Source organism: Nitrosomonas sp. ANs5, from assembly GCF_050584665.1.
Taxonomy (GTDB): domain Bacteria; phylum Pseudomonadota; class Gammaproteobacteria; order Burkholderiales; family Nitrosomonadaceae; genus Nitrosomonas.
Genome location: NZ_JBEUDO010000028.1, coordinates 20,488 through 36,520, shown reverse-complemented (window position 1 = coordinate 36,520; position 16,033 = coordinate 20,488). Strand labels below are relative to the sequence as shown.

General features: G+C 52.6%; 9 protein-coding genes. 5 read left to right on the top strand and 4 right to left on the bottom strand.

Annotated features, from left to right (window positions below; genetic code table 11):
• Positions 1-67 precede the first annotated feature (67 nt).
• Complete coding sequence (locus ABTW62_RS08380; protein ID WP_430904131.1) at positions 68-589, bottom strand: NlpC/P60 family protein; 522 nt, start codon at positions 587-589, stop codon at positions 68-70.
• A 149-nt stretch (positions 590-738) separates the two neighbouring features.
• Entirely contained in the window at positions 739-2,415 is a 1,677-nt protein-coding gene (locus ABTW62_RS08375) for a glutamine--tRNA ligase/YqeY domain fusion protein (RefSeq protein WP_430904130.1), read from the bottom strand.
• Between the two features lie 327 nt (positions 2,416-2,742).
• Between ABTW62_RS08375 and lysS the strand changes: the two genes are divergently transcribed.
• Positions 2,743-4,251, top strand: coding sequence for a lysine--tRNA ligase (gene lysS / locus ABTW62_RS08370; RefSeq protein ID WP_430904129.1), 1,509 nt, complete (start codon positions 2,743-2,745; stop codon positions 4,249-4,251).
• 82 nt (positions 4,252-4,333) lie between these two features.
• Entirely contained in the window at positions 4,334-5,062 is a 729-nt protein-coding gene (locus tag ABTW62_RS08365) for a hypothetical protein (RefSeq protein WP_430904128.1), read from the top strand.
• 106 nt (positions 5,063-5,168) lie between these two features.
• Here ABTW62_RS08365 and ABTW62_RS08360 read toward each other — a convergent pair whose 3' ends face one another.
• Positions 5,169-10,631 (bottom strand): PAS domain S-box protein, encoded by a 5,463-nt coding sequence (locus ABTW62_RS08360; protein WP_430904127.1) that lies wholly within the window; start codon positions 10,629-10,631, stop codon positions 5,169-5,171.
• A gap of 635 nt (positions 10,632-11,266) precedes the next feature.
• On the opposite strand from ABTW62_RS08360, the gene flhD reads away from it, so the two are divergent.
• The 3 genes from flhD (at position 11,267) to murJ (ending at position 14,304) form a co-directional block, all read left to right on the top strand.
• The gene (gene flhD, locus ABTW62_RS08355; RefSeq protein ID WP_430904126.1) at positions 11,267-11,584 is read left to right on the top strand and encodes a flagellar transcriptional regulator FlhD; all 318 of its coding nucleotides are present in this window, start codon (positions 11,267-11,269) and stop codon (positions 11,582-11,584) included.
• Between the two features lie 25 nt (positions 11,585-11,609).
• A complete protein-coding gene (gene flhC / locus ABTW62_RS08350) occupies positions 11,610-12,164 on the top strand; it encodes a flagellar transcriptional regulator FlhC (RefSeq protein WP_430904125.1) in 555 nt (184 codons plus the stop codon).
• Positions 12,165-12,765: 601 nt separating this feature from the next.
• A complete protein-coding gene (gene murJ, locus ABTW62_RS08345) occupies positions 12,766-14,304 on the top strand; it encodes a murein biosynthesis integral membrane protein MurJ (RefSeq protein ID WP_430904124.1) in 1,539 nt (512 codons plus the stop codon).
• Between the two features lie 462 nt (positions 14,305-14,766).
• Here the strand turns inward: murJ and aroC are convergent, their stop codons facing one another.
• Positions 14,767-15,939: a chorismate synthase gene (aroC, locus tag ABTW62_RS08340; protein ID WP_430904123.1), complete on the bottom strand. Its 1,173-nt coding sequence runs from the start codon at positions 15,937-15,939 to the stop codon at positions 14,767-14,769.
• Positions 15,940-16,033 lie beyond the last annotated feature (94 nt).

Sequence of the window (16,033 nt, the reverse complement as noted above, 5' to 3'; positions counted from 1 at the left end):
GTAAAAGTACGCGGAGGCTGCTGAATGACGATTCAAGTCCAGTGTTCCCCAGCAGCTTCTGAAAGCACTATATTCTGACCGACTTCCAGTATCTGGATTTCCAGTAGACATTATCAAGCCGCGACAGGGTCACCCCTTTTTTGGAGGAGACATGTAGAAATTTGCGCTTTTCCAAGTAAATGCCGACATGCCAGGAGCGTCTTCCTGTTTTGAAGAATACCAGATCGCCCGCCTCAAGCTCTTCTTGATCGATTTCATCACCCAATTCCGCCTGAGATAGGGCCGTACGCGGTAGCGCGAGGCCAAACTCCGTTTCATAGATGATTTTAACAAATGCCGAGCAGTCTATGCCGGATCGGCTGGCACCACCCAACCGATAACGGACACCGCGCCATTCTTGGTAGTGACTATACAACCGGTCTTTGATGGTGTCCGTATCTTCTTTGAGGATGTCCTGTGGTACTACGTGCCTGTAAGATCGATGCTGGGAAGGGGCGGCCAGCCTGCTTTCTGTATTCTTGGTGATGGACCCACATCCCATCACCATGCCTGTGCTGATCAACAGAATGACAATGTGTTTGAGTGACATATTTTCGATTCATGTTGTTGGACAAGAGCATAAAGTATAACAAGGAATCAATTCGCTTGAAGTGTTATGCACGCTTGTGGGAGAGCTTACACCGATAAGGCAGGGTGCAAAGACAACAAATAGCCGTTTATTCCTGGCTTGCTCCTGGTTTAGACACTTTTGGCCCAAGTGTTGCGCAGAGATACGGCACGATTAAATACCGGTTTTCCCGCGCGTGTGTCGATACGGTCTGCTACAAAATAACCGTGGCGCTCGAATTGAAAACGTTGCTCGGGCTGCGAATCGAGCAATGCGGGCTCGACGTAACCCGTGATGACCTGTTTGGAATCGGGATTTAATGCCGCTTTGAAATCCTTGTTTTCGGAATCCGGATGAGGATCATTAAACAAACGATCATATAGCCTGATCTCTACCGGGTGTGCATGCCTGGCAGATAGCCAATGAATGTTACCTTTGACTTTACGGCTGTCGGCACCCGCTGTGCCACTTTTGGTGTCAGGATCATAAGTGCAGTGAATTTCGGTTATTTCCCCCTGGCTGTTTTTGACTACATGCGTGCATTTGACGAGAAACGCGTAGCGCAGTCTGACTTCCGCGCCGGGTGCCAGACGGAAAAATCCTTTGCTGGGTGTTTCCATAAAATCCGCGCGGTCGATATAGAGAGACTTGGTCAGTGTCAGCTCGCGCTTGCCGAGTTCGGGTTGCTGCGGATGATTGGGTGCATGGCAAATTTCCTCCTGATCATCCGGGTAATTGTCGATGACGAGCAATACCGGATCGAGGACCGCGATGCGGCGCAGGGCGCGTTGATTGAGATCTTCGCGCAAACAGTCTTCCAGAATGGTCAAGTCTATCCACGAATCGGCCTTGCTGATGCCGATGCGTTCAGCAAACAAGCGAATCGATTCCGGTGTGTATCCCCGCCGGCGCAGGCCTGCCAGTGAATTCATGCGTGGATCATTCCAGCTGTCCACCAGTCCGTTTGCGACCAGATCGATTAACTTGCGTTTGCTCATGACGCTATAGGTCAGATTGAGTCGTGCAAACTCGATTTGCTGCGGATGGCAAGGAACCTTATCGGCCAGTTGATCCAGCACCCAGTCGTATAGCGGCCGGTGATCCTCGAACTCCAGCGTGCATAGCGAATGCGTGATATGTTCGAGCGCATCGGAGATGCAATGGGTGAAGTCATACATCGGATAAATGCACCATTTGTCGCCGGTACGCTGGTGGTGAACGTGGCGAATACGGTAAATGACAGGGTCACGAAGATTGATGTTGGGGGAAGCCATGTCGATTTTCGCGCGCAGCACATGCGCGCCATCCGCGAATTCGCCCGCGCGCATGCGCCGGAACAAATCCAGGTTTTCTGCAACCGGGCGGTCCCGGTAGGGACTGTTTGTGCCCGCCTCGGTCAAAGTGCCGCGCAGCACGCGTATTTCCTCTGCTGGCAGGCTGTCTACATAGGCTTTTCCTTGCGTAACCAGGTATTCCGCATATTCATACAGTTTGTCAAAATAATCCGAAGCATAGTGTAGATACGCGCCCCAATCGAAACCCAGCCAGCGCACCGATTCAATGATGGCATCGACATATTCCTGTGCTTCTTTCTCGGGATTGGTGTCATCGAAGCGCAGATGACAAATGCCACCATACTCACGTGCAAGTCCAAAATTCAAGCATATGCTTTTTGCATGGCCGATATGCAAATAGCCATTTGGCTCGGGAGGGAAGCGGGTCTCCACGCGCCCGTTCCATTTGCCGGTGCGATTGTCTTCCTCAATGATATTTTTAATGAAATGCGTAGCTGTCGAAATGGTGTTCACGGATATATTTTTCTCAGTTGACCTTAGCAGGGAGTGGGAAAGCCTTGCAAGACGGGTAAAAGTCTTAACCAGGCAACGCGCTGCGGCAGCCGTCTCCTATCGATGAGCCGGCTGAGCTGGTACATGCTATAGATGCTGGCGGCCGTCCATCACGGTTGTTTTTCATTACCCTGTTAGAATGGGTTGAACAAAGTAATTATAATACACGTTGATCGAGCAGACGGCATGTCTTGCCAGGCAGCTTGGTGCAATCGACTTGTTGGCAGCGTCTCGCAGCAAAAGGAACAATGCGTACATTAATTAAAATACAACCAAATTAAGATGGCTATGACCCAAGAAAACCAATCCAGTAGTTCCCAGGATGAAAATCACCTGATTGTTGAGCGCCGCTCGAAACTGGCTGCATTGCGCGAGCAGGGCAATGCTTTCCCGAACGACTATCGTCGCGACAGTCTGGCCCATGGCTTGCATGAAAAGTACGATGACTATGCCAAGGAAGCGCTGGAAAATGAGCAGATTGTCGTGAAAGTCGCAGGGCGCATGTTGTTCAAGCGTGTCATGGGCAAGGCCAGTTTTGCTGCAATCCAGGATATGAGTGGCCGGATACAGCTTTATATCTCTAACGACCATACCGGTGAGACGGCTCATGAAACGTTCAAGCACTATGATTTGGGCGACATACTCGGCGCGCAAGGCGTATTGTTCAAAACCAAAACCAACGAACTCTCTTTGCGTGTGACGCAGCTGCGCCTGTTGACCAAATCGCTGCGCCCGCTCCCGGAGAAATTCCATGGCTTGACTGACCAGGAGCAAAAATACCGGCAGCGCTATCTCGATCTGATTACCAGTGAGGAGACACGACATGTGTTTATCACGCGATCAAGAATCATTCAGGCTATGCGCGAGTTTTTCGTCGGACGGAGCTATCTGGAAGTTGAAACGCCCATGATGCACTCGATTCCGGGCGGCGCGACGGCGCGTCCCTTTATTACGCACCATAACGCGCTCGACATGGACCTCTATTTGCGTATCGCGCCCGAACTTTATCTGAAGCGTTTGGTCGTGGGGGGTATGGAAAGGGTGTTTGAAATCAATCGCAACTTCAGGAATGAAGGCATTTCGACGCGTCATAATCCCGAATTCACCATGCTGGAGTTTTATGAGGCATATCAGGATCATAATTACCTGATGGATTTGACTGAATCCATGCTGCGAGAGGTGGCGATGCATGTGCTGGGCACTACACAAATCATATACCAGCAACGTGAAATGGACTTGGCGGAACCTTTCTCCCGTTTGACCATTACCCAGGCGATACTGGCGCACCATCCCGAGTATTCCGCGGCACAACTCAACGATCGCGATTTTCTGATCACGATATTGCAGAAATTGGGGGTGAAGCACAACCCGAACGATGGTATCGGCGGCTTGCAACTTTCGCTGTTCGATGAAACAACCGAACACCTGTTGTTTGCGCCGACGTTCATTGTCGATTATCCGGCGGAAGTCTCTCCGCTGGCACGGCGCAATGATAACAACCCGGATGTTACCGACCGCTTCGAGCTTTATATCGCCGGGCGGGAAATCGCCAACGGGTTTTCGGAATTGAATGATCCTGAGGATCAAGCACAGCGATTCCTGGAACAAGTCCAGGCCAAGGATGCTGGCGACATGGAAGCGATGCATTACGATGCCGACTATATTCATGCGCTCGAATACGGTCTGCCGCCGACTGCAGGAGAGGGTATTGGTATCGATCGCCTGGTCATGCTGTTTACCGATGCGCCCAGCATTCGGGATGTGATCCTATTTCCGCAATTGCGCAAGGAAGATTAAACGAAGGGGTGTGATTGAACAAAGGGCTGCCGTGCGCCAAGGTGCTCAGTGATTCCGGATGGGGCCTCAAGTTAGCGGCAGGATGGCCGTTGCTATAGCATGTACTCATCATTCCAGCCTGACCCGTCCAACCGGGAAATCCAGATTCAGTTGCCAGAAACGCATGCTCGATGACTTGAACAATTATTTCCGTAACGCTTTCGTGGGTTGTTGCTGGTTTCTGATTGTGAGCGTATCAGGCTACATCCAGGCGGTGCATAGTGCGCAGCCGGGGACACGCTCGGTTGCCACTTCATCCACAGGTAATACAGCGCCTCCTGGTCAAGTATCTCGTGGCGCGGTCACTCTCTCGACCCATGATACTGGCCGCATGAGCGAGCCGGCAGCAAGACCTTCTTCCCACCGTATCAGTAGCGGTGCGGTACTGCCGATTTTTGCCTATTCCTACCCACCGCCGATGGGTTATTGTGGTGTGGTCCGTCATATAGAACACTTTTTGCATCCGGATTATGGCGATATTGACCGTGCCACAAATCCTCCGATTTCGGGGATGGTGGCGATCCCTTTTGGACGGTTTGGTGATCAATCATTTTTTGCCGATGTGACGGTGGCAGGTCCCAGTGGCTACTATCCAGCGGAAAAAAATATCGAAGAAACGGTTTATTTCAGAATTCATCTCACCCTGCCTGATGGCGGCCACTACACCGTAACCGAGCAGCGCCCACCTTCATTCCAGCCGGGAGATGGCGTGCTGCTGAATGAATTTGGCGTGCTGGAGCGCGCCGATTGTAAAACTGATAATCCGCAGTGACATGGTGGGAATAGGGTGTGTCAATATACGCCCCAGCCGGGAGAACTTACTGAAGCCGTTTGAATGCGTAATTGCAACTGTGGCTGGCGTCTCGCGCGGCATCTGACTAGAGTAACTGTTCCATTTCGGTTAGCAGTGTGTCGCGCAGCGTTTCGATTTCGCTGAGATGCTGTGTGGTATGGGTGTGGCCCGCTTGTTTGAGATTGACCAGTTCGTTGGCTTTGTCATGGATGTGATCGTGAAGCGCTAGAATCTGCGTGAGTGACGGATGGTTTGCGTAGCGTGCACGGCCGATATTATCCAGCCAGCGGCCGAAGCGGCACTTGTGGGGATCCAGAGGGGGCGCGATATTGTCAGCATCGCGCAAATAGGCACGCAATGCCATGACCCAGGCGCGCAGCTCGACCATCGAGATCAGTACTGGCAGGTTGTCGCTATTGATGCGCGGGCACTTTGACCAGACCGGGTCGGGGCGCCAATTGGCGATCCAATCCGGGATGGCTGCGGCCGGCATTGGGCGCGCGATACCGTTGCCTTGTGCCAGGTGACAACCGAGTGATAGCAACATCGCGCCATGTGCTGCTGTCTCGACACCCTCGGCAATGGTTTTTCGCCGGAAAGCGTTGGCCAGGCCGAGTACGCCTTCGAGGATGGTCAGGTCGTCGGGATCATCGAGCATACCGCGTACAAAGCTCTGATCTATCTTGAGAAGCTGCGCGGGCAGGCGCTTTAAATAGGTGAGTGTCGAATAACCCGTGCCAAAATCATCCAGCGCAACGCCGACGCCAATTTCCTGGCAAGCCACGATAATTTCACCAATTCGGGTAACGTCTTCCAGGGCACTGGTTTCCAGAATTTCCAGTTCCAAGTCGCCGGGTTGTACATGCGGGTGGCGGACCAGGCATTGTCGCAGCTTGTCCATGAAATCGGATTGTGTGAATTGCAGGCCATCGACGTTGATGCTGACCGGAAGTACCAAACCAGCACGTCGCCAGATTTCAATTTGTTCGGCTGCCGTTTCCAGTACCCAATCACCGATTTCGATGCAAAGTGTATCAGTCTGGATGACGGGTAAAAATTCTGCCGGCAATCGCAGGCCGTGTTCCGGATGCTGCCAGCGGATCAGTGCCTCGGCACCGATGATTTGTCCACTGTGCATATTAACCTTGGGCTGATAATAGAGCACAAGCTCTCCATATCCCAATGCCTGGCGAATGCGCCCGAGGGTTTCGTGGCGCCCCCGCACGGCCTGATCATGTGCGGCATCAAAAATATGATATCGGTTTTTACCGGCTTGTTTGGCTTCATACATGGCTTGATCGGCTTGCCGCAATAGTTGATCGGCATCTACCGTATCCCCTGTCTGCGGGAAGAAACTGACACCCATGCTGGCCGAGACGCGCAGTGTATGACCATTGATATACACCGGTTCAGCCGCTGCAGCCAGTAGCCGTTCAAGAATCGGTATGCTCGCGTCGTTGTGATGCAGATCGAGCAGTACCGCGACGAATTCGTCGCCCCCCAGGCGCGCCAGCGTATCGCCTTGACGTAGCGCCTGCTTCATGCGGCCCGATACCAATGTGAGCAGCTTGTCGCCCATATCATGTCCGTGTGAGTCGTTGACTGCCTTGAAGCTGTCGAGATCAAGATAGACCACAGCCAGCAGGGTGGCATGACGTTGCGCCAGGGTCATGGCCTGGCGCAGACGGTCGGCCAGCAATACACGATTGGGCAAGTCGGTGAGTGCGTCGTAGTGAGCGATGCGCTCAAGCCTGTGGTGTTGCTCCTTGAGCTGAGTGATGTCCGAGAACAGGCTGACATAACGGCTGATTTCACCCTTGGTGTCGTAGATTGCGCTGATGGTCTCATATTGTGCGTAGAATGAACCATCCTTGCGCCGGTTCCAGATTTCACTGGCCCAGTAGCCTTTCTGCTTCAGATCATGCCACATGGCGACATAGAAGGCGTGGCCTTGCCGATTTGACCTGAGGATGCGCGGGGTTTTTCCTAACACTTCGTCACGCGAGAAACCGGTAATGCGGGAAAAAGCCCCGTTGACATCGACAATTTTGCCGCTCGGGTCAGTGATCATGATGCCTTCGTGGGTATGATCGAATACGCTTGCAGCCTGGCGTAGTTGCTGCTCGACTTGTTTGCGCAGAGTGATATCGCGATCTATCCCCCGGTAGCCGATCAACTTCCGGTTTTCATCAAGAATGGGCATGCCATTGGTTTCCAGCACGACCAGGCTGCCATTTTTGTGTAGATTGAAATTTTCCATATTCTGGAATGGCCTGCTTTCCGATGCAATGGTATGAAACGCGCGACGGATAGATGCCGCTTCCTCCTTCGGCATGAAGTCGAAGGGTGTTTTTCCCAGAACCTCTTCCGGTGTGTAGCCCAGCAGGGATTCGATTTGCGGGCTGACGTAAGTGTAACGGCCATGGATGTCCACTTCCCAGATCCAGTCGTTGGTGGTTTCGACCAGGGCACGAAATTTTTCTTCATTGATACGCAAGTTTTTCTCGGCCTGCTCACGAAAAATTTCTGCACTCACACGATCGTCGAAGACTTCAAGCAAATGTTTGGCCAATTCCGGTTGCTGAAGCGGGCGAGTACCCAGAGCAACCAGGATGCCCATCGGCTGATATTGCTTGTCAAACAGTGCGCTGCCGATATAGGACTCAATGTTCATTTGGACCAGCAGTTCGTCTTCCGGGAACAGGGCCTGAACATTGACTGGGTGGATTTGGTAGCCATGTTCCATGACCCTGGCGCAGGGGGTATCGGTCAGTTCATAGAAAAAAGGTGTCATGGACTGATTTTGCGCCCAGCCTGCGATGAGATGGACACCATCCCGGGTTGGGTTCAGCTGTCCCACAAAGGCGTAGTCCAGCCCCAGCGCTTCGATGAGGTGCCGGCTCACGGCTTCAAAAAAAGCGTTGCCAGTGAGGGGCGCAAGTGTGGTGGCGAGCGCGGCCAGGGCTTGTTCGACCAGATGCTGTTCAGTTACGTCTTGAACCGTGCCCGCGGAGCATAATGGGTGGCCTCCGGCATCGAAGTGGGTTTCACATTGCTCGTGGACATATTTGATTCGACCATCTTTCATGAGCAGGCGGTACGTGAGCTCGTAGGGTTCGCGGGTCTGCAGCGAGTGGCTATAGGCTGTCTTGACTGTTTCCCGGTCATCGGGATGGACGGCGTTGATAAAGGCCTGGTAACTGGCGCCGAAATGTGTCTTGTCTATTTCGAAGATGTGGAAAATCTCGTCAGACCAGAACAGTTTATCCTGGACAAAATCCAGTTTCCAGCTACCGATTCGGGCGATATGCTGGGCCTCGCTGAGTTGATGAGCACTTTCTTTCAGGGCCTCCTCGGTATGCTTGCGGGCGGTAATATCGAGGCGTGTGCCGGACATCCATAGAGGCTTGCCATCCGGTGTTCGGCTGATTACTCTGCCTCGATCGAGCACCCAGACCCAATGGCCCTGCTTGTGGCGCACGCGCGCCTCGCATTCGAAGGTTTCCATTTCGCCGTGGAAATGCATGTGCAGCGCCTGGTCGATAGGCGCGAGATCATCGGGATGTGTGTGCGCAAGCCAGGGTTTGCCGGTGACCGGGCCAAGTGCATCCAGTGTATAGCCAATGACCTCGGCCCAGCGTGAATTTAAATGCACTTCATTCGTCTGAAGATTCCATTCCCAGGTGCCGGCGTGAGTTCCCCACAGGATATCAGCCAGGCGCTGGCGTTCTTTTCTGACTTCGTTTTCGGCATGCCGGCGTTGCTCGACGCTGACCAGCAGCTTGGCAAATGTGCCGAGTAGCTCGGCTTCCTCCGGCCCAAATGCCAAACGCGAATGGACCGCATCAAGCCCGACAAACCCGAGGCAATCGCTACCGCGCATCAGCGGTGCCGTTAATAGGCTTTCGATTTTCTGTGCTTGCAGGATATTTCGCAGGGCGCTAGGTGGCAGATCGGCGACATTCTGGATAAATAGTGGATTGCCCTGTAAATGTGGACTGATCCACTCAGGAATCTGGCCAAGTGGGATATGCTGGAGTTTATCTTTTTGTGGGGATACGCCGGGTGCGCACCACTCGTGCGTGTTCGAGGTGGTTCGAGTGACAAAATCATAAGTGAAAACATAGGCCCGGTCTGCGGTAAAAAAATGGCTGATCTGCTCGAGTGCTGCATGAATCGCATCGTCGATATGTTCCAGCGGCAAATCGATCAATTCCGTTGACAGTTTGGACATCAGTGCCAGATATTCCGAAAGGCGCGCAGCTGCGCGCTGGGCTGCTTTGCGATCGGAGATATCCCGCACGCTTGCCTGAAGAAAGGTTTGTTTGCCGGCAACGATTTGAGTCAGATGCACTTCGGCGAGGAAGCGTTGGCCATTCAATCGCTGGTGCTCCCAATCGAAAAAATTTGAGCCTGCCCGGACAGCCTTGGTGATCTCTTCAAGCGCTTTGTCACTTGATAATTGTCCATCGGGTTGATGTGCCGGTGAGAGTTGCCATGGTCCAAGCCTGGTGAATTCGTTGATGTGCTGCACCCCGAAAAGATCCAGGGCAGCCTGATTGGCATCGGTGAACTGCCATGCCGGTGGTGCCAATGTCATCAAGGCATCGCGGGAACGGTTGAATAATTCGTGATAACGCGCTTCGCTCGCCGCCAAATCCCGGGTGCGGCGAATGACAGCCTGGTGCAGCATCAGTTGTTGACGCGTATTGGCATAGAATTGTGCGGCCAGCAGACTGATCAAAGTCCCGGCAAGACCGATTAGCATGGCCGTTGTGGGCGCGCCCCAGCCTGTGGCCGGACTGGCGCTCAGTATCCACTTACCATTCGGTACCGGCACTTCGATTTCGACTGGATCATTCAGTAATTCCAGTTCAGTATTGGTAGCGATAATCTGGCGGTCACCTGTGTCAGGGTGAATACGCCAGAGGGCATAGTGATAACCGCGTTGTGCCAAACCATTGAGGTTGGCCGTTTCCAGGATTTGCGGAAAGCGGATTAGGACATTGGTGAATCCCCAGAAATGTGTTTCACCGTTTTCGTTCGGCAGAAACACCGGATGGCGTCCGACTGCGCCGAGACCACCCTGAATCAGATTGAAGGGGCCTGCGAGTGTGAGTGTCTTGCTCTCACGCGCAAGGAAAGCTTCCTGGTTTCGGCCGGGGTCGGCGAGCAGGTTGTGCCCAATTGCTGGTTCATTGCCGGCTAACGGATAGCTGCTTTGCACAATACCGTCTGGCGCAAGCTGAACGGCACCAATGCCCGGATAAAGCACCATGATTTCTCGTCCTACTGCATTGAAATCGGGTACCGTACCGTTACCTTGGCGCACCAGTGCCGCCAGTGCGCTGGTGGCGGTCAGCGCCTGATGTATGTTCAGGCGCACAAAAGTAGCGTGATTGCTGGCCACAATAAGGGCTTCGTCACGCTGGTGCGCCGCCTCATGTTGATGGGTTGCATACCCCGCCCAGGCAGTCAATAGGAGTCCAGTGAAGAAAATTGCGATGGCTTCGAGGACAAAGCGGTTTTGGATCACGCCGAGCGGCAAGTTGTTTCTCCTTTTTGTTGCAACTTGTTGATATCCTGGCAGGATAAGCCGGTACAAGGGATTCTATCAAACTGAATGGAAGTCTGTGAGGGTCAAGTCGTATGCGATCGAGAGGTGAATTGTTTTCTGGTCAAACGCCCGTTAATTTGAATGTCCCCTGATTTTCTGCCCTGTATGGTCTTGATGGCGGCACTGTAAGTGGAAATAGGGGGATGTCCTGCTTCTGTTCTGGTGACAGTATGCCATGCAGCAGGCAGTAGAATGTGTCGCTGCATGAAAATTTCGGGCAGCAATGGATCGGTATGGGATTCGTTCAAGAAAAGTTGAATTATTTCAATGTGATCGAAATAATCGATTTTTTGTCCTATTTTTCCTATGTAATCCCGCTATTTTAGCGTCGCCGCAGGCAGACAGACGGTGGCATCGGCTGTCTCGGCATGTCAAAAAGTTTCGAAGAAACAATCTCTTTTAAGTCTTATTGGTTTGCTTGTAGGCGTTTTTCCTACAAGCAAACCGGTTCTATTCCTACTGTTTATTTGGCAGTGTTGCCCTTTACTCCCTACGCGCCAGGGTTAAGAATGCACCTAACATATCTACCAATCCGGTTTGGCTCAATACAATAGGGGAGTATCAGCATGAAGACGAATCAAATTCTCGACGAAATCAGGGAAGTCAATCTTGGTTACTTGCTGCTGGCACAGCATATGCTGCGCGAGGATAAGGCGGCGGCAATGTATCGTTTGGGGATCAATGAAGATGTGGCGGATATTTTAGACAAGCTGACCACGAGTCAGTTGTTAAAAATGGCAGGATCCAATACGTTGTTGTGCCGATTCCGATTCGAGGATAGCCTGATCGCAGAAATACTGACGAACCATAAGCAGGACCCAGCTTTGACGCAATCCCATGCTGCGATTCTTATGGCAGGTCAGCCTGCCGATACTGTTTCCTAATTCTGATGACAACGGGAGAAGGGTTATGCGAGTAAAAAGTATTTTATCCGAAGGCAAGCAAATCCAGCTGGCAACCGAACTTGTTAAACTGGGCGCCAGGTTGCAGGTTCTGGAAGCGTCGACCACTCTCAGCCGTGAACGGCTCGTGAAATTGTACAAGGAGGTCAGAGGCGTTTCGCCACCGAAAGGCATGTTGCCCTATTCGGAGGATTGGTTTATGGGCTGGCAACCCAACATGCATTCCTCATTGTTCGTCAATATCTATAATTATCTGGTGCAATATGCGAGCGTTCATGATATAGATGCCATCATCAAGAGTTATCAGCTTTACCTGGAGCATGTTCAGGTCAATCAATTACAGCGCGTGCTGAGTTTTACACGCGCCTGGACGCTGATACGTTTCATCGAAAGCAATGTTTTGTCAGTGACGCCTTGTGTCAAATGCAACGGTCTTTTTTTGGTGCATAGCCTGGACATCCAGTCCAACCATGTCTGCGGCCTTTGCCATGTGCCATCACGCGCAGGCAAGACCAAGCAAAGCTCGCTGAAATCCAAGACCAAGCAACAGTGTGCTGCCTGATAGGTGCCATGGTCTGCTTCATTTGGTTTACTATCACCAAAAGAAATATGTTCGATTTCTCTCCTGAGGGCCTCTGCCGGATTTGAGGCATATGCGCGTGCCGGCAAGATCGCCGTGCGTAGATGTCAAAATTGAAACTATAACTTGCCTGTCCACTTCCATTGCTATAGTTGATTTATCTCAAGTCCGGCAGATTCCCGTTAGCCCAGGCTTGAGTGTTCTTCCGGACAATAGGTCTCGCCTCGAGATGCAGTGTCTGCTTTATCCAATAAGGATGATCCTTTAACCCCGGCTTTCAGTTGGATAAACCGGAGTGTGCCTTTTCTGGCTGCGGCGCAAGGCATAGCTCTGCTGCAGTCGTCCCATGCTTATTATGAAATCGCTGCAATCAATGAGTGGCGATGGGCTATGAAATCCGGGATAATCGCCCGGATTCTCAGAGCGGATCCTGTGCGCCAATTTGTGGCATGCCCCGTGCGGCGATACGGCCGTTCATATGCAGACAGTCTATGCTTTGGAAGCTTATAAAATCGCAATTTATTCTTATCATTGCAGCCTTTTGGTTATGCCAGGCAGCGATCAACTGAAGGATCTTGGATAATTGAACCTGCTCAAGGCGCTTGCCACCATCAGTGGCATGACACTGATTTCACGTATTCTGGGGTTTGTCCGGGATTTGATGATTGCAAGGATATTTGGCGCAGGCATGGCCACCGATGCTTTCTTTGTTGCATTCCGCATTCCTAACTTATTGCGCCGCTTGTTTGCAGAAGGTGCCTTTTCCCAGGCGTTTGTACCCATTCTGTCAGAATACAAGAATAACCGTACGGACGAGCAAACACGTGAGCTGATCGATCATGTCGCGACCCTGTTGGGCATGGCGTTATTTGCTATCACCTTGCTAGGCATTATCGCCGCGCCTGTAATTATTTACATCAGTGCGCCCGGTTTTTCTGCCGATCCGGACAAGTTTTCATTGACGGTCGAATTGCTGCAGATCACTTTTCCCTATATTTTGTTTATTTCACTGGTCGCATTGGCCGGCGGCATTCTCAACACTTACAGTTATTTTTCCATACCCGCTTTTACCCCGGTTTTGCTGAATCTTTCATTCATAGGATGCGCCCTATGGCTCTCACCGGTGATGGATATGCCAGTGCTGGCCCTGGCCTGGGCGGTGTTTATCGGGGGCATTCTTCAGCTGGCGTTCCAGATCCCTTTTCTGCTGCACCTCAAAAAAATGCCACGATTACGTTTCAATTTCCGGAACAGCGGTGCATGGCGGGTGCTCAGTTTGATGGGGCCCGCCGTATTCGGCGTATCGATCGGGCAGGTCAGCATGCTGATCAATACCATCTTTGCCTCGCTCTTGGTGACTGGCAGCGTTTCCTGGCTTTATTATGCGGATCGTTTGATGGAATTTCCGGCCGGCTTGCTGGGTGTGGCGCTTGGGACGGTGATTCTGCCTTCTCTTTCGCGTCATTATGCCCAGCATAGCCCGGAGGCGTTCTCACGTTTGCTCGACTGGGGCTTGCGCCTGACTTTTTTGTTGACTTTGCCGGCTGCCATGGCACTGGCGCTACTGGCGACACCCTTGATCACGACCCTGTTTTATTATGGCGCTTTCACAACTGAAGATGTCTGGATGACGCGGCAAGCGTTAATGGCGTATAGCATCGGTTTGCTCGGGTTGATACTGGTCAAAGTTCTGGCACCGGGTTTTTATGCCCGGCAGAACATCAAAACACCAGTCAAGATCGCAGTCATAACCCTTGCGGCCACCCAGCTGATGAACTTGGCCTTCATTATTCCATTGCAGCATGCTGGCCTGGCCTTGGCCATAGGATTGGGCGCATGCCTGAATTCGGGACTGCTCTATCATAAACTGCGCGTTCATGGCATTTATCAACCCCAGCCCGGCTGGGGAGTGTTTATGATGAAAATCTTGATCGCATTGGCAGTGATGGGCGGAGTGGTCGGATTGGCTGCCGGCAGCAGTGCCGAGTGGCTTGCTGCCAGCGCTGCGGAGCGCGCATTACGATTGGGGGGGATCGTATTATTGGGTGCGGTGGTTTATTTTTCTTGCTTGGGGTTGCTGGGATTTCGCTTGCGAGATTTTTCCCGGCAGCGCGTAAACTAGTACTCCGTTCCGCCAAAACGCTTACATGAAATCGCGCCTTCGCCTGTCATGCGTTGTTGCAAATCCTCGCCATAGCTACGGCTATGACTGCGGTTTGCGCCTAGCCTGGCAGGCGAATCCATCGATTTCATTTGTAAGCTAATCTACTGCGGACGAGCCTGATTGGCCGGATTTTACGATCCTTTTCGTTAAATAGAACGACTATTCGCTTCAAATGATCGAAAAATCCAACTCAACCAGCCTCGCCCTCGCTACGATCGCTATTCTCGGACAGCCTCCTAACCGCCTGCTTGAGGAGATTCCATTCCGCCAGCGGGGAATACCCGGCAGATTGAGTGAAACATGCGAGCGCCGTCACCGCAGGACATGGCACAGCAATTTCTCAGCATTTATCCAGCCGGAGATCCCGCCAGCGGCGCGCCTGCGCCGGCCTGAGCGGGAATTCGTGGGCTGGGCCGCAGGTCATGAGGTTTCTTCGGGCTCAGGGTCTTCTGTGATAACAGATGGGGAAGATGACTTATCCTGCTCGGGCTGGCCGGTATAATCGCCTGGTATGCGGGGTGTGGTCGCTACGACATCAGCGTTCTGGGCGCGATGACGTAGTGCATGATCCATTAAAACGATGGCCAGCATGGCTTCCACGATGGGTGTCGCGCGGATGCCGACGCAGGGATCGTGACGGCCATGTGTCTGGACGATGGCCGGATTACCTGCTTTATCGATCGAACGCCGCTCCAGGCGGATGCTGGAGGTCGGCTTGATCGCCACATTGACCACCAACGGCTGGCCAGTTGAGATTCCGCCCAAAATGCCGCCGGCATGATTGCTCAGGAAACCATCCGGCGTGATTTCATCCGAATGTTCGGTGCCTTTCTGTGTGACGCAGCCAAAACCGGCTCCGATCTCAACACCTTTCACGGCATTGATGCTCATCATCGCATAAGCGATTTCGGCATCCAGCCGGTCATAGACCGGTTCGCCCCAGCCGACCGGCACGCCTTCCGCAACCACGCTGATTTTGGCGCCGATCGAATCGCCCGACTTGCGTAAACTATCCATGAATGCTTCCAGTTGCGGGACATAGTCGTTGTTCGCGGCAAAGAAAGGATTCTGATTGACATCATCCCAGCGTTCAAAAGGGATGACGACGGGACCAAGCTGCGCCATGTAACCCCGGATCACAATACCATAACGCTCGTGCAACCATTTTTTGGCGATCGCTGCCGCTGCGACCCGGACAGCCGTTTCGCGTGCAGAGGCACGTCCGCCACCACGGTAGTCACGGATGCCATATTTCTGCCAATAGGTATAATCGGCATGACCTGGCCGGAAGGTATCCATGATCTTGCTGTAATCCTTGCTGCGTTGGTCTTCGTTGCGTATCAGGAGTGCGATGGGGGTGCCAGTCGTTGTGCCCTCGAATACGCCTGAGAGGATCTCAACCCGGTCTGCTTCACGCCGCTGCGTGACATGACGTGACGTGCCGGGTTTGCGCCGATCGAGTTCCGACTGAATATATTCGGTGGATAATTGCAAGCCAGGCGGGCATCCATCGACGATACAACCAATGGCGGGGCCGTGTGATTCGCCAAATGACGTCACACAAAATAATTTTCCGAGTGTATTGCCAGACATTCCTAATCCTTGGTAAATCGAGAAGTGAAGTCTAACATAAGCAAAAGTGAGAAGATGGGCTGGCAGCGTTGTTTGCTACGCTGATGAGCGTGTC

Bases quoted from the DNA above. Each gene is read 5' to 3' on its own strand.
- flhD (WP_430904126.1), top strand. From the start codon at position 11,267: ATGAAGACGAATCAAATTCTCGACGAAATCAGGGAAGTCAATCTTGGT.
- ABTW62_RS08380 (WP_430904131.1), bottom strand. From the start codon at position 589: ATGTCACTCAAACACATTGTCATTCTGTTGATCAGCACAGGCATGGTG.
- flhC (WP_430904125.1), top strand. From the start codon at position 11,610: ATGCGAGTAAAAAGTATTTTATCCGAAGGCAAGCAAATCCAGCTGGCA.
- lysS (WP_430904129.1), top strand. From the start codon at position 2,743: ATGACCCAAGAAAACCAATCCAGTAGTTCCCAGGATGAAAATCACCTG.
- aroC (WP_430904123.1), bottom strand. From the start codon at position 15,939: ATGTCTGGCAATACACTCGGAAAATTATTTTGTGTGACGTCATTTGGC.
- ABTW62_RS08365 (WP_430904128.1), top strand. From the start codon at position 4,334: ATGGCCGTTGCTATAGCATGTACTCATCATTCCAGCCTGACCCGTCCA.